Here is a 13,853-nt window from a genome sequence, read left to right on the forward strand (position 1 = left end):
AAATAAGCAAGGGGAAAGTTACAAGCTTTCCCCTCTCATTTAAGAACAGCCAACCCCTGAAGATAGTGCCTTAATTCTCAGCACCGAGCTGTACTCCAGAAAAGTTTTCCTGACTCAAATCACCCATATGATGGCTTAGCCGCCAGTAGTAGAAAAAACCTATCAGAACGACAGCGGCAAAGTCATAACCTGTAAACGAATAGCCAGCATCACCGATAAAAATTTCCCGAAAAATTGAAGCAATAATGCCAAGAAGTATGACAAGTGGAAGTAGTCGTATAAATAACACCCAGCTGAGTGCGACATAGCGCTCTAAAAACTGCCTGCCGTCACGTCCGCCATTTGATTTGTAGGCAGCTGTCGTTCCGAATACCACTAGAGCTAGCTCAGCCCAGAGGGACGCTTTATCCCACACCGTAGTATTATCCCCCAACACACCAATTGGCAGAGTGAATAAAACCAACATCAAGACTAAATAGTAAAAAGCTTGTGTTTGACTAAAGCGTTCCTGAAGAAAGTCCCTTTTCAGGGCATCAATGTTCCAAAAGTACATATTAGCTCCCTAAATTAAACGTATCTAAGAAGGCTAATATCAATACGTTACGAGTTCACGCCCAAAATTGTTAAATTTTGTAACATAAATATCTGAGTATCCGAATTAACGAATAACTTCAGTGTCCACCTCGATAACGCCCAAGTCGAGATCCGCTATTTCGTCAAAAGCTGAGCGAGATAAGTCAATGACTCTGCCTTCAATAAACGGCCCGCGATCATTAATTTTCACCACGACACTTTTGTTGTTCTCAATATTGGTGACACGCACTTTGGTTCCGAACGGCAGTGTCCGGTGCGCTGCGGTGCTGGAAAAGTGGTTATAACGCTCACCGCTCGCCGTGGTTCTGAACTGGTACTTCATGGCGTAATAAGAAGCCTTTCCAGACTCTTGGGTACCAACAAGGTTCTCAGGACTTTCGGCGGGAATCGAACTGCAACCCGCAAGCGCCAGCATCAAAATACAAGCGCCAAGGGTTAATTGTTTAAATGGATATAACTTTTTTATTCTCATCCCTCTATCTTACTGAGTTCAGAAAACGCTGTCTGTTAAGAAAATAAAAAGGCGTGTAAAGAATTACACGCTGACTTTGAAAGCTTCGCGCACCGTTGGGTACTCAAACTCAAAGCCATGACTGCGCAATTTGTCAGGCACCACGGCTTGCCCCTGAAGCAGCATCGACGACATTTCACCAAGACCTAATTTAAGTACAAAACCCGGTACTCTCATAAAATGAGGTTTATTCATTACCGAAGCCAAAGTACGGCTAAAAGCCTCATTGGCAACCGGTCCGGGCGCCGTCATATTAACCGGTCCAGATAAATTATCGTGCTCCAGCAGATACTGAATCGCACGGGTCATATCTTGCAGCTGTATCCACGACATCATCTGCTTTCCGTCCCCCAGAGGACCACCTAAACCAAACTTATAGGGAGTGAGCATTTGTGCCAAAGCACCTTCGCCTTTAGTCAGGACCACCCCGGTGCGTAGCAAAGCCACTCGAGTCACGTCTTTTGCAGCCAGTGCCCGACGCTCCCACTCCTGACACAATGTCACTGCAAAATCGCTATGCTCTGCGACATCATTCTCATTAACCGGCTCAGCGTCACGCGGTCCGTAATAGCCAATAGCAGAGCCACTCAGAAACACTTTAGGCGGCGTTTTGGAAGCATTGATCATAGCCGCCAGCTTCTCAGTAACCTGCCAACGGCTGTCTTTTAATGCCTGCTTACGGGAGTCACTCCAGCGCTTATCGGCGATACCTTCACCCTGCAGGTTAATTACCGCGTCAAACTTGCCAATATCGGCTACGTCATCGACAGAGGATAATAAGGTCACGTTATCCCCCAACTTCTCACGTGCAACTCCCTTGTTACGGGTGGTGACCGTGAACTGATGTGTATCTCGGTACTTGCGAATAAACGCTGAGCCAATGAGCCCGGTACCACCTGTCATTAAAATGTTCATCAGTCACCTCCGTATTCCTTGATCAGGCCAGCTTGCGTATTAGCTGAGCCGTATTTCTCTGGATAAGTCGATAGCAAGATAAGCGACCTAAAACCGCGACCACCAAAGCCCCGAATAGCGGCCCGACTATCCACAATTTCCAATGAAGAACCGGCGCCATATTGAACACTTGGTTTTGCAATATAAAGAGCGAAATTTCCATCGCTAAGGTCGCTATTAACCCGCTAATTGCACCTAACACCAGAAATTCATAAGTAATACTTCGACTCAGTAATTTCCCCGGCGCACCCAATGTTCTCAGAATAACCAGTTCTTTTTGCCGTTCTTCCATACTTGCCTGCACTTGTGCTACCAGCACTAGGGCGCCAGCAATAATCACTAGCACCAGGACAAACACGATGGCCAGACTGACCTGCCCAATCACCTCGCGAATTTGATTAATCATGGCATCCAGATCAATCAGAGAAGTTTGCGGGAAGGGCTTAAACAACTCGTAGAGTTCACTTTTACGGTTTTCGTCCAACCTAAAGCTGGTGATATAAGTTGCCGGAAAATCTTCCAGCGTCGAGGTGTTGAAAATCATGTAGAAATTCGGCTGCAAGGTATTCCAATCTGCCTTTCGCAAGCTGGTCACCGGAACGGTGAACTCTTCCCCACCTAAGTTAAAGCGTAGTTCATCACCAACCTTTATATCCAGTCGCTCAGACACATTTAATTCAACCGATACCTGAGGCTTAGCATCTTCACCCCACCATTCTCCAGCTGTCAGCTCGTTATTAGGTGGTAAAGTATCACGCCAGGTGAGTGACAGTTCTCGCCCTACCCCCTCACGTCCTTCGGCTTCATCATCGTCACGGTCTTCCTTGGTAACTTCGTCAAGCAGTTTCTCCCCGTTAATATGGGTTAATCGCCCCGGCACAATAGGGTATAAATCCGTCGACGGAATGTCTTCCCGCTCGAACATGTTCTGCAAATCGTCAACGTTGTCCTGAGCTATGTTAATAGCAAAGTAGTTAGGTGCGTCCGCCGGCAACTGACGTTTCCAGTCCTCCAGCAAGTCATTTCGCAATACGATAACTATCAGCAACAACATAATGGCGGTTGAAAAGCTCAGCATCTGTAAACTGTTTGCAGCGGCTCTTCGCTGTAAACCCGCCATAGCCAAACGCCAACTGCTGCCTGCCTGCATACCTGCTTTGCGACTGGCTGAGATAAATAAACGACCCAGCCCTAAAAGCAGAACTGCCGCAACGGCACCGCCAGCAAATAAGGCCGTCGAAAGCCACCATTGCTGGCTATAGATAACCAACAGTGCGTAGATAGTTCCGCCACTCAGTACCCACTGCAACCAACGCACTGCGTTTCCTGCGGTTAACTGGCGGTGCAATACCCGCAGCGGTGGAATCGATACCAATCGGAATAAAGGATACAAGGTAAACATAACCGCGCTGATAACACCGGTCGCTCCGGCTAAAACGTATGGCTGCCACCCGGCTTGAGGCAAAGTTGCGTCCAGTTTCTGTGCGACCCATTCAATAACCACATACTGAATGGCCCAGCCAAGCGCCATACCTACCGCCACACTAGCTGCGGTTAATAGCAGCAGGTGCAGCATAAAAATACGACGAATTTGCTGACGACTGGCTCCTAAGGTTTTGAATATAGCAACCACATCGTAGTTTCGTTGGCAATAACGCTGCGCCGCAACCGCAACCGCCGTTGCTGCGAGAACCACGCCCAACAGGCTTGCCAGCATCATAAAACGCTCAGCACGGTTTAACGAACGGGATAACGGACTGTCACCATCTTCTATGCTGCGCCAGCTGTGAGTATCGTCATTTAGGCGAGGTAACAGCCAATCTTCATAAGCGTTTATGGCACTGCTCTCACCCGCCATTAATACATTGAAGCGTACACGGCTACCGGGCTGGATCAACCCCGTCTCTTCAAGCTGAGAATGACGAATAATAACGTTGGGACTATCGGTAAAAACCGAGAAGCCAACATCGGGCTCATAAGTCACTACTTTGGTCACTTTGAAGCTGCTATCACCCACTTCAATGCTATCGCCAATATCTAACTGCAGTGCCTGAAATAACTGAGAAGCCACCCATGCCTCACCTTCTGCAGGCAAACCTTTGGCCACATAACCTTCCCCAAAAGGTTGATCGGCAATTTCTAATTCGCCACGTAACGGATAGCCATCACTCACCGCCTTGACGTCAACCAGGGTCATGTTCTCATCGGCAAAGGCCATAGAGTTAAACACAACTTTCCAGGCCGTTTTCAAGTTCATTTGTCCGGCTTGTTCGAGCCAATCGGCAGGAATATCCCGGCGGGAGCTTAACACTCTGTCGGCAGCAAGAAACTCACTGCTACGCTCAGTCAAACCAGCCTGTAGACGATCACTGAAAATAGATAACGACAATACCGCGGTTACCGACAGTATAATGGCCAGCGCCATAATGGTCAGTTCGCCGCGTCTCAGCTCCTGCTTTAACAGACGAAACGAAATCTTATGCCACATCCTGAGCTGCCTCCGATAACTGCCCGGCGTCCATCTGCAACACACGTTGACAACGCTTAGCAAGCCGTTGGTCGTGAGTTACTACTATTAACGTCGTACCGTAATCTTTGTTTAAGTCGAATAATAATTCTTCGACCTTACCACCGGTTTTCGCATCAAGGTTACCAGTAGGTTCATCAGCAAACAGAATTTTCGGTTGTCCGACAAAAGCTCTGGCAATGGCCACTCGCTGCTGCTCACCACCGGATAATTGATTCGGATAATGATGCCAGCGATCTTCCAGACCCACCTTTGCCAGCAGCTCTCTGGCTTCTTTCTCAGCGCCTTTATGTCCGGCCAGCTCTGCCGGCAGCATGACGTTTTCCAGAGCACTTAAGCTTGGTACCAGTAAGAATGACTGAAAAATGAAGCCGACTTTGTCAGCACGAACTTTTGCGCGCTGCTCTTCATCCAATTCGCTTAATTTTTCGTTCTCTATAAGAACCTCTCCGGAGGATGCGAGGTCTAAACCCGCCAGTAGTGACAATAGCGTCGACTTACCGGAGCCGGAAGCGCCAACAATGGCAACGGTGTCACCGGCATTGATACTGACGTTAATTGGCTGCAGAATCTGTAGTGGACCCTCAGAGGTGTCTACGGTTTTTTCCAGTTGTTGAGCTTGAATGAGCATAAAATGAAAAATTTCCTTTTGAAAACGTGTTTATTTTTAGCGCTGTTGTTGGTTATACGCAGCGTTTCCGCAAATGTCTCACTTGTTGTTTTAGGTGACAGCTTAAGCGCAGGTTATGGGCTTTCTCAGGAACAAACCTGGGTTGCCGAGTTAGATCGTCGCTGGGAAAGCTCTCATCCCGATATTAACATCATTAACGCCAGTATCAGTGGCGAGACCACCCGTGGTGGTTTGCGTCGCTTAGAAGGCGTTTTAGAGCGCCATAAGCCCGATGTTCTATTTATCGAACTGGGTGGTAATGATGGCCTTCGTGGGTTCGACCTAAACACAGTTCGTTCGAATTTAAAACAAATCATCGACCAGGCGCAGCAACAAGACGTTAAAGTTGGTTTAAGTCAGGTTATGGTGCCACCAAACTATGGCCAGCGTTTTGCTGAACAGTTCCGAAAAATGTTTGAGGAAGTCGCGAAAGAACAGAATGTGGCACTCATACCTTTCTTTATGGAAGAAATAGCCACAAATGCCGATTATGTGCAGGATGATGGCATTCACCCCACCGCGGAAGCCCAGCCGAAGATAGCAGACTTTTTGGAGCCTTATTTACTGGAGTTGGCGAAGTAGTAAAAGCCAGAAACAAAAAAACCGCCTGCGGGCGGTTGATTTAAGTGGCGTCCCCTAGGGGATTTGAACCCCTGTTACCGCCGTGAAAGGGCGGTGTCCTAGGCCACTAGACGAAGGGGACCCATGGAACTTAATTTAATAGATGCTGAAAAGTAATGGCGTCCCCTAGGGGATTTGAACCCCTGTTACCGCCGTGAAAGGGCGGTGTCCTGGACCACTAGACGAAGGGGACGCAGTAATTACTTTTTGCATTTTAGTATTTGAATGGCGTCCCCTAGGGGATTTGAACCCCTGTTACCGCCGTGAAAGGGCGGTGTCCTGGACCACTAGACGAAGGGGACGCAACCAAATACTTATTACTACCAGTGTGCTTTACCAAAACAACTTGGTGGAGCTAAGCGGGATCGAACCGCTGACCTCTTGCATGCCATGCAAGCGCTCTCCCAGCTGAGCTATAGCCCCGCACTAAACAGTCTCAGACTGCCCTGACAGCGGGGCGCATTCTATTGTGACCTGAGCTAATGTGTCAACTATTTTTTAAAAAAATACTGCCGTTTGAACATTTTTATGGCAGTTTGCTCAGTAATTCATCAAATCTTAGTTGCGAACACCTTTCGGCAACTTTTGGTGATAGACGTGATACACCTGCTCCATGCCTTCCCGACTTGAAACCGAGACATTCATATCATTCACCAAACCATTATCTAAACGGTAAACCCAGCCATGTATTGTCAGTGACTCACCTTTGTCCCAGGCCTCCTGAACCATATTCGTTTTGGCCAGGTTTTTAACCTGTTCAATTACATTTAGCTCACACAAGCGATCAATCTGTTCAGCCTCGCCCAGTTGCTCCAACTCTTCTGCATGCTCACGGTACACATCACGAATTGGATACAACCAATGATCAACCAGCCCGTGAGGTTTACTCTCAAGAGCCGCTTTTACGCCACCACAGCCGTAATGGCCAACCACAAGAATATGGCGAACTTTCAGCGCTTCAATCGCGAACTGAATAACCGACAGACAATTGAAGTCAGTCTGAATCACCTGATTAGCCACATTCCGGTGAACAAAAAGTTCACCTGGCGCCATACCCACTATTTCATTCGCAGGAACCCGGCTATCCGAGCAACCAATCCATAAATACTCAGGCGATTGCTGATCGACCAAACGTTTGAAAAAGTCAGGGTCTTTTTTAACTTGCGCGTCTGCCCACGTTTTATTGTTTTCAATCAAGTGCTTTATATCTGGCATGATCTATCTCATTGTGGCAGTAGCCTGACGCTGTTACGTCAGGCTACTACATTAGTCGACATCTCACCTGAGGTAAATATCAGGCTACGCATTCTCGCGATTTGCAATAAATTGCAACGCAAGGTCTATACGCGCCAGAACGGTCTGCTGTGGAATTAATTCCAGAGTCACATCTAATGATGGAGAGTTACCGCCACCAGTCGCAGCAACACGCAGTGGCATGCCCACTTTGCCCATACCAACATCCAAATCGGCAGCTGTCTGGTTAATTGCCGCCTGAATATTAGCAGCATTCCAGTCACTAATTGCTCCGAGCAGTTCTTTGGCTTTTAGCAGCGGCTCTTTGGCTACCGGGCGTAAATGCTTTTTCGCCGCTTTTTCGTCAAATTCATCAACAGACTCAAAGAAGTAACGGCTAATGGACGCCATTTCTTTCAAGGTTTTTACCCGATCAGCCTGCAGCGATACAACTTGCTCTAGCGCTGGACCATTGCTTGTGCCCACGCCAATTTGGTCAAACTGCCACTGCAATTGAGGTGCAACCTGCTCCGCAGGCAAAGTTTTCATGTAGTGCTGATTTAACCAATTAAGCTTTTCAGTATTAAACGCTGACGCTGCCTTGTTAACGTCATCCAGCTTAAAGTACTCAACCAGCTCTTCACGGCTGAATATTTCCTGGTCACCATGAGACCAGCCCAGGCGTGCTAAGTAATTCAAGACCGCTTCTGGTACATAGCCGTCATCGCGATACTGCATAACACTGACCGCACCGTGACGTTTCGACAGTTTCTTACCATCGTCACCTAAAATCATCGACACGTGAGCATACTGAGGTACCGGCGCGCCCAGAGCTTTTAGAATATTAATTTGGCGTGGGGTGTTATTAATATGGTCTTCACCACGCACTACGTGCGTAATATCCATGTCCCAGTCATCAACCACCACACAGAAGTTATAGGTCGGTGTCCCGTCTGTGCGAGCAATGATTAAGTCATCCAGTTCGGTATTAGCGAACTCAATCCGGCCACGAATGTGGTCATCAAAAATCACACTGCCGTCTTGCGGATTGCGGAAGCGGATCACGTATTTATCACCGCTGACATTTGGGTTGTCACGACAATGGCCGTCATAACGAGGCTTTTCACCGGCAGCCATTTGCTCTTCTCGCATTTTCTCTAAGCGCTCGGTTGAGCAATAGCATTTATAGGCTTTGTCTTCTTCCAGTAACTTGTCAATCAGCTCTTGGTACCGCTCAAAACGCTGAGTCTGGTAATAAGGTCCGCGATCCCAGTTAAGGCCCAGCCACTCCATACCTTCTAAAATGGCATCGATAGCAGGCTGCGTTGAACGTTCACGGTCAGTATCTTCTATACGAAGCACGAACTCGCCGCCCTGCGCTTTCGCGACTAACCATGAATACAGTGCCGTGCGGGCACCACCAACATGCAAATACCCAGTCGGGCTGGGGGCAAAACGCGTTACCACACTCATGTTTATTCCTTTCTTTGAAACCGGTCAATTTAATAAGCGTAAGTTTATCAAGACTGAGCGTCTGACGCATCTGCTATTCGAAGTGATTAAAATGTCAGCAAACGAACCAAAGTTAGCAATTTTTATTTGACAGTTTGTATCTGCGCCCTATAATGCCACCTCGCAACGACGCAGAAGTGTCACAGTGAGAATGGTTGCTTAGCTCAGTTGGGAGAGCATCGCCCTTACAAGGCGAGGGTCACTGGTTCAAGCCCAGTAGCAACCACCACTTCTCTTCTTCCCCTTAGTTGCAGACCTTCAGGATGGTTGCTTAGCTCAGTTGGGAGAGCATCGCCCTTACAAGGCGAGGGTCACTGGTTCAAGCCCAGTAGCAACCACCATTTTTTTATTTCTCAGTTCTCTATTTTTCCAGTATTAATCTTTCAGATAAATAATCCAGCAGTACCCGTACTTTAGGAATCACCTGACGATTTTCTGGATACAACGCCCATATACCATCATCCGGTTGTCGAAAATCCGCTAACACTTCTTCTAACTGTCCATTTTCCAACGACTCAGTCACGTAATAATCCGGCAGCATTGCCAACCCCAAGCCTTTTATTGCGGCATCACGAAGTGCCAGACCATTGTTGCAATGCAGGTACGACTCGGGCCGGACTGTTTCCGGCTTGCCATCAACCTGAAAACGCCACTGCTTGACCGTTCCGGTAAAACAGCGATGCTCATCCAGTTCATTCATAGTTTGCGGGCGTCCAAATTGCCGGAAATAAGCCGGTGAGCCTACAACAAAATGCCGGCGTGACCCGAGTTTCCTGGCGCGTAACCTCGGATTCCCCAGTTGCCCTAAACGTATAGCCACATCATAGCTGCCTTCAATTAAGTCGACCTGCTCGTTTGTTAGTTGTAAATCCAGGCGGCAATCTGCATAAATCTGCAGAAAATCATTCAATAGCGGCGCGATAAACCGTTCGCCATAGTAGACTGGCGCGGTAATACGAATTAAGCCCTGCGGTTGTTCTGTGCGTTGCTGAATGGCCTGATCCGCATCTCGTAGGCTTGCAACTAAGTGCTGGCAATGAGGTAAATAGAGTGTGCCTTCTTCCGTTAAGCTAACACTGCGGGTTGAGCGATACAGCAACTGCATCTGCAGCCTATGCTCGAGCGCTGCAATATTACGGCTCACTTGCGCCACCGACAGCCCCAGCTGACGGGCTGCTGCAGTAAAGCTATGCTGTTCGGCCACTGCCGCAAATTCGCTAATTCCCTGCCAAGGCTTCATACTTCACTCATTATTTCATTTATGAAAAAGTTATTTGTAAAAACAGTAGATTACCTGCTTATGAGAAAAAGTTAAACTTACGCTACGCTTTTACGTAATCAGATTGTGAATCAGACATTATAAGGAATCATCATGGAAACAATTAAGTCACGCGCTATGGTTGCCTGGGGCCCGGGCGAGCCACTAAAAGAAGAAACAATTGATGTCGCGCCACCGAAAAAAGGTGAAGTGCGGGTTCGTATTATAGCAACCGGCGTTTGCCATACCGATGCCTATACTCTTTCCGGTAAAGATCCCGAAGGCATTTTTCCTTCCGTATTAGGTCACGAAGGTGGCGGTATTGTTGAGTCGGTCGGCGAAGGCGTTACTTCAGTTGACGTCGGTGACCATGTCATTCCTTTATACACGGCGGAATGCGGTGAGTGTAAGTTCTGTACCTCTGGTAAAACCAACCTGTGTCAGGCGGTTCGTGCCACTCAGGGTAAGGGTTTAATGCCGGACGGCACCAGCCGTTTCTCAAAAGACGGCGAGACCATTTATCACTACATGGGCACATCGACCTTCTCTGAATACACCGTTCTACCAGAAATTTCACTGGCGAAAATTCCGAAAGAAGCACCGCTTGAGAAAGTGTGCCTGCTTGGTTGTGGTGTCACGACTGGCATGGGCGCCGTTAAAAACACCGCTAATGTTCAGGAAGGCGACACCGTTGCAGTATTTGGATTAGGTGGTATTGGTCTGGCGGTTATTATTGGTGCGGTGCAAGCCAAAGCCTCACGCATTATCGCTATCGACGTGAATGATGATAAGCAAGCTATCGCAAAAGAATTAGGCGCGACCGACTTTGTGAACCCAACGGAATATGACAAACCCATTCAGGAAGTCATTGTCGACATGACGGACGGCGGCGTAGACTTTTCATTCGAGTGCATTGGTAACGTTGATGTTATGCGCGCCGCGTTAGAGTGCTGCCACAAAGGCTGGGGCGAATCCGTGATTATTGGTGTTGCCGGCGCAGGTGAAGAAATCTCAACGCGCCCTTTCCAACTGGTTACTGGTCGCGTATGGCGTGGTAGTGCCTTTGGTGGCGTTAAAGGTCGTACCGAGCTGCCTGACTATGTAAAACAATACATGGATGGTAAGTTTGATTTGGACACCTTTATTACCCATACCATGCCGTTAGAAAAGATTAACGAAGCGTTCGACTTAATGCACGAAGGTAAGTCGATTCGTTCAGTCATTCATTATTAATGGAGCCTGTGATGAAACAAGTTAGCGAAACCCGCTGTTTTGGCGGCCGTCAATTGCGTTTTAAGCACGACTCTGAAGTACTGAACTGCACCATGCAGTTCAGTGTCTTTTTGCCATTACGTGCAGAGAAAGCCAAAGTTCCGGCGGTCTATTTTCTTTCGGGCTTAACTTGTACCGACGAAAACTTTTCCACCAAAGCCGGAGCACAACGTGTTGCTACCGAATTAGGAATAGCCTTAATTGTTCCGGATACCAGCCCGCGTGGTGATGACGTTGCTGATGACCTGGACGGCGCCTATGATTTAGGCTTGGGAGCCAGCTTTTACCTGAATGCGACTCAGGATCCGTGGAAAAGCCATTATCAGATGTACGACTACATCGTTAAAGAATTGCCCGAACTGATTGAAGCCGAGTTACCAATTAATGATAAACGTGCCATTGCTGGTCACTCAATGGGTGGACACGGGGCGTTGGTGATAGGCTTGCGCAACAGCGATCGCTACACCAGTATTTCAGCCTTTTCGCCTGTTACTAACCCAACACAGTGCCCCTGGGGTGAAAAAGCCTTTAGAACCTATTTAGGCGATGTTCGAGAACAATGGAAGCAGTACGACGCTGTTGAGATCATTAAATCGAAGGGGCAGACGCTTCCGGTTCGAGTTGACCAAGGCTTAGCCGACGTCTTTTTAGAAGAGCAATTGAAACCAGAAAACCTAAAAGAGGCGATTGCTGCAGTTAAGGGCGGTGGAACCGTGCATTTACACGACGGCTATGATCACAGCTATTACTTCATCTCGTCATTCATTGAAGCCCAGCTTCGCTTCCATGCGAAGTATTTAACCGCGTGATACATCAAATTACACGGTGAACTTGATGACCGCCTGGCGCAGTTGCTCTGTTTGTTGACGAACTTTAGTCACTGCGTCAGCGTTTGATTGTGCATCGTTTGCCGCTTCCACTCCGGCATCCCTTACCCGGGTAATATTTCTAGCCGTTTCATCCACAACCGCAGACTGTTCCTCGACTGCGGTCGCTATAGAAGCCGAACGATCATTAATTTTCACTAGCTCAGTGTGAATCCGGTTAAATAGCTCATCGGACTCGGTAGAGTGCTGCGCACTTTCTTCACCCAGTTCATTACACTCTTGCAGCGTATTCACAATAATCTGAGTTTGCTGGTTCAACTGACTGGTAATTGATTCTATTTCACCAATAGACTTCTGAGTGCGGGAAGCCAGCGTACGAACTTCATCCGCCACCACGGCAAACCCACGTCCCTGCTCACCGGCCCGGGCAGCTTCAATCGCTGCATTAAGCGCCAATAAATTGGTTTGTTCAGCAATACCGTTAATCACCGTCACAATTTGTGTGATAGACGCACTACGTTCTGCCAACGTGTTCGCCTCGGTTACGCTGCTGTTCAAACGTTCGGCTAAGTAACGCACTTTTTCAACACCGGCCTGCACCGAGGTACTACCATGTTTCGCCTGTTCAGACAGACTGTTCACCTGCTCGGCAGTGTCTTCCGCATCATTGGCAATAGTGTGTGCCGTACTGCCCATTTCATTAATAGCGGCAGCGACTTGATCGACCTCATGCGACTGCATATCCAAGTTTTGTGACGTATGAGTTACCGTATTAGAAACTTGCTGTGTCAGGCTATTCACTGTTTCGACAGACTGGTTAATTTGCTGAATAACACCGCGGAAGTAAGTGAGTAGCTCATTAAAGCTGTCAACCAAATCACCTAATTCATCATCGCGAAATTTCTCTGACGACAAGGTCAGGTCATTACTTCTCTGAACCTTTTGCATGTCTTCACGCAACTGGCTAAGCGGCTGATTAATGGAACGTATCACCCAAACCAGCATAGCAATAACAATGAGTGCGATCACAGCAAATACAACGACAGGTACCCATTTCATGGTTGCCTGGCGAGACGCCAGCAAACCACTGAGCTGTTTGTCTAACTGCTCAAGCGAGCCCTCCATATTGCTGGCAATTGTTCTGACCTCACCCTTTATACCAGACTCTTCATCAAGCCCTATCTCTTTTGAAAGCGTGGCGTAACGACCAAAGTCACGGCGATACGCGTCTACTTTTTCCGCCAAATTGGGTGTTGCAGATAATTCTCTTTTTAATTCATCCAGCAAACCTTCCACCCGGCCAAGGTATTTATCGTCAAAACGCAGCATAAAATCTTTTTCACTGCGGCGAACCTGAAGCAAAGTCACCAGCAGCTCCGTGCGTCCGGCGGTATCAATCGCTTCCTCTAACTCATGAGTTGCCGAACGCAATGCGCCATAAGCTCCACTATTTTCATCTAACCCGCGCTGTTGAAACGCTTGTACTAAGCGCTCAAAGTTTTGACTGTAACGTTTTACCTGGCTTTCTAGTTGGGCAATAAGCTGTGACGATGATTTGTCATCAACCAGCGTATTAAGCTGCTCAAGTCGATTGTTGGTCACACTGGCTTGTTGTTCTAATTTTTCAGCGTAACTTTCGTCCATTCGCAATAGAAAGTCTTTCTCCGCACGACGCAATTGCAGCAGACCGTTGTGTACCGATTCACGAAGCTCACTGGCACGATGTAAATCACTTACTTGTGACTGGAAAAACATCATTAAGGCAAGCAACAAAATGAAGGCGGCTGTGGCGATCAAACCAACAGAGAGAAGCTTATTACGAATTGACATAGCAAACACCCAACAATAAAAGTGGCGGAATAATAGACAGCACC

At 47.8% G+C, this 13,853-nt stretch carries 12 protein-coding genes and 6 tRNA genes; 5 read left to right on the forward strand and 13 right to left on the reverse strand.

The window, feature by feature from the left end:
- Positions 1-70 precede the first annotated feature (70 nt).
- From CWI78_RS02900 to CWI78_RS02920, 5 genes are all read right to left on the reverse strand, one after another.
- Positions 71-553: a hypothetical protein gene (locus CWI78_RS02900; protein WP_126780076.1), complete on the reverse strand. Its 483-nt coding sequence runs from the start codon at positions 551-553 to the stop codon at positions 71-73.
- Positions 554-658: 105 nt separating this feature from the next.
- On the reverse strand, positions 659-1,066 hold the full coding sequence (locus CWI78_RS02905) for a septal ring lytic transglycosylase RlpA family protein (RefSeq protein ID WP_126780078.1): 408 nt from the start codon (positions 1,064-1,066) through the stop codon (positions 659-661).
- A gap of 63 nt (positions 1,067-1,129) precedes the next feature.
- Complete coding sequence (locus tag CWI78_RS02910) at positions 1,130-2,020, reverse strand: TIGR01777 family oxidoreductase (RefSeq protein ID WP_126780080.1); 891 nt, start codon at positions 2,018-2,020, stop codon at positions 1,130-1,132.
- Between the two features lie 22 nt (positions 2,021-2,042).
- A complete protein-coding gene (locus CWI78_RS02915; RefSeq protein ID WP_126780082.1) occupies positions 2,043-4,547 on the reverse strand; it encodes an ABC transporter permease in 2,505 nt (834 codons plus the stop codon).
- Entirely contained in the window at positions 4,537-5,217 is a 681-nt protein-coding gene (locus CWI78_RS02920) for an ABC transporter ATP-binding protein (RefSeq protein ID WP_054488463.1), read from the reverse strand. The genes CWI78_RS02915 and CWI78_RS02920 overlap by 11 nt, the downstream gene beginning before the upstream one ends.
- 3 nt (positions 5,218-5,220) lie before the next feature.
- On the opposite strand from CWI78_RS02920, the gene CWI78_RS02925 reads away from it, so the two are divergent.
- On the forward strand, positions 5,221-5,838 hold the full coding sequence (locus CWI78_RS02925; protein ID WP_126780084.1) for an arylesterase: 618 nt from the start codon (positions 5,221-5,223) through the stop codon (positions 5,836-5,838).
- 45 nt (positions 5,839-5,883) lie between these two features.
- Here the strand turns inward: CWI78_RS02925 and CWI78_RS02930 are convergent.
- The 6 genes from CWI78_RS02930 to gltX form a co-directional block, all read right to left on the reverse strand.
- Positions 5,884-5,959 (reverse strand) — tRNA-Glu (locus CWI78_RS02930).
- 35 nt (positions 5,960-5,994) lie between these two features.
- Positions 5,995-6,070, reverse strand: a tRNA-Glu gene (locus CWI78_RS02935).
- 33 nt (positions 6,071-6,103) lie between these two features.
- Positions 6,104-6,179 (reverse strand) — tRNA-Glu (locus CWI78_RS02940).
- A 45-nt stretch (positions 6,180-6,224) separates the two neighbouring features.
- A tRNA-Ala gene (locus CWI78_RS02945) sits at positions 6,225-6,300 on the reverse strand.
- 135 nt (positions 6,301-6,435) lie between these two features.
- Entirely contained in the window at positions 6,436-7,092 is a 657-nt protein-coding gene (gene can, locus CWI78_RS02950) for a carbonate dehydratase (protein WP_126780086.1), read from the reverse strand.
- Between the two features lie 84 nt (positions 7,093-7,176).
- Positions 7,177-8,583 (reverse strand): glutamate--tRNA ligase, encoded by a 1,407-nt coding sequence (gene gltX, locus CWI78_RS02955; RefSeq protein ID WP_126780088.1) that lies wholly within the window; start codon positions 8,581-8,583, stop codon positions 7,177-7,179.
- A 192-nt stretch (positions 8,584-8,775) separates the two neighbouring features.
- Between gltX and CWI78_RS02960 the strand changes: the two genes are divergently transcribed.
- Both CWI78_RS02960 and CWI78_RS02965 read left to right on the forward strand, forming a co-directional pair.
- A tRNA-Val gene (locus CWI78_RS02960) sits at positions 8,776-8,851 on the forward strand.
- A gap of 36 nt (positions 8,852-8,887) precedes the next feature.
- Positions 8,888-8,963, forward strand: a tRNA-Val gene (locus CWI78_RS02965).
- Positions 8,964-8,983: 20 nt separating this feature from the next.
- Here CWI78_RS02965 and CWI78_RS02970 read toward each other — a convergent pair.
- A complete protein-coding gene (locus tag CWI78_RS02970) occupies positions 8,984-9,862 on the reverse strand; it encodes a LysR family transcriptional regulator (RefSeq protein WP_126780090.1) in 879 nt (292 codons plus the stop codon).
- Between the two features lie 132 nt (positions 9,863-9,994).
- On the opposite strand from CWI78_RS02970, the gene CWI78_RS02975 reads away from it, so the two are divergent.
- Complete coding sequence (locus tag CWI78_RS02975) at positions 9,995-11,113, forward strand: S-(hydroxymethyl)glutathione dehydrogenase/class III alcohol dehydrogenase (protein ID WP_126780092.1); 1,119 nt, start codon at positions 9,995-9,997, stop codon at positions 11,111-11,113.
- 11 nt (positions 11,114-11,124) lie between these two features.
- A complete protein-coding gene (fghA, locus tag CWI78_RS02980; RefSeq protein ID WP_126780094.1) occupies positions 11,125-11,961 on the forward strand; it encodes an S-formylglutathione hydrolase in 837 nt (278 codons plus the stop codon).
- A gap of 9 nt (positions 11,962-11,970) precedes the next feature.
- On the opposite strand, the gene CWI78_RS02985 is transcribed toward fghA, so the two are convergent.
- Positions 11,971-13,809 carry a methyl-accepting chemotaxis protein gene (locus CWI78_RS02985; RefSeq protein ID WP_126780096.1) on the reverse strand — a complete coding sequence of 613 codons (1,839 nt, stop codon included), beginning with the start codon at positions 13,807-13,809 and terminating at the stop codon, positions 11,971-11,973.
- Positions 13,810-13,853 lie beyond the last annotated feature (44 nt).

The sequence above is a fragment of the Idiomarina ramblicola genome (assembly GCF_003987255.1).
Lineage (GTDB): Bacteria > Pseudomonadota > Gammaproteobacteria > Enterobacterales > Alteromonadaceae > Idiomarina > Idiomarina ramblicola.

Coding starts and splice junctions, on each gene's coding strand:
- CWI78_RS02900 (WP_126780076.1), bottom strand. CDS start 553: ATGTACTTTTGGAACATTGATGCCCTGAAAAGGGACTTTCTTCAGGAA.
- CWI78_RS02905 (WP_126780078.1), bottom strand. CDS start 1,066: ATGAGAATAAAAAAGTTATATCCATTTAAACAATTAACCCTTGGCGCT.
- CWI78_RS02920 (WP_054488463.1), bottom strand. CDS start 5,217: ATGCTCATTCAAGCTCAACAACTGGAAAAAACCGTAGACACCTCTGAG.
- gltX (WP_126780088.1), bottom strand. CDS start 8,583: ATGAGTGTGGTAACGCGTTTTGCCCCCAGCCCGACTGGGTATTTGCAT.
- CWI78_RS02970 (WP_126780090.1), bottom strand. CDS start 9,862: ATGAAGCCTTGGCAGGGAATTAGCGAATTTGCGGCAGTGGCCGAACAG.
- CWI78_RS02975 (WP_126780092.1), top strand. CDS start 9,995: ATGGAAACAATTAAGTCACGCGCTATGGTTGCCTGGGGCCCGGGCGAG.
- fghA (WP_126780094.1), top strand. CDS start 11,125: ATGAAACAAGTTAGCGAAACCCGCTGTTTTGGCGGCCGTCAATTGCGT.
- can (WP_126780086.1), bottom strand. CDS start 7,092: ATGCCAGATATAAAGCACTTGATTGAAAACAATAAAACGTGGGCAGAC.
- CWI78_RS02985 (WP_126780096.1), bottom strand. CDS start 13,809: ATGTCAATTCGTAATAAGCTTCTCTCTGTTGGTTTGATCGCCACAGCC.
- CWI78_RS02925 (WP_126780084.1), top strand. CDS start 5,221: ATGAAAAATTTCCTTTTGAAAACGTGTTTATTTTTAGCGCTGTTGTTG.
- CWI78_RS02915 (WP_126780082.1), bottom strand. CDS start 4,547: ATGTGGCATAAGATTTCGTTTCGTCTGTTAAAGCAGGAGCTGAGACGC.
- CWI78_RS02910 (WP_126780080.1), bottom strand. CDS start 2,020: ATGAACATTTTAATGACAGGTGGTACCGGGCTCATTGGCTCAGCGTTT.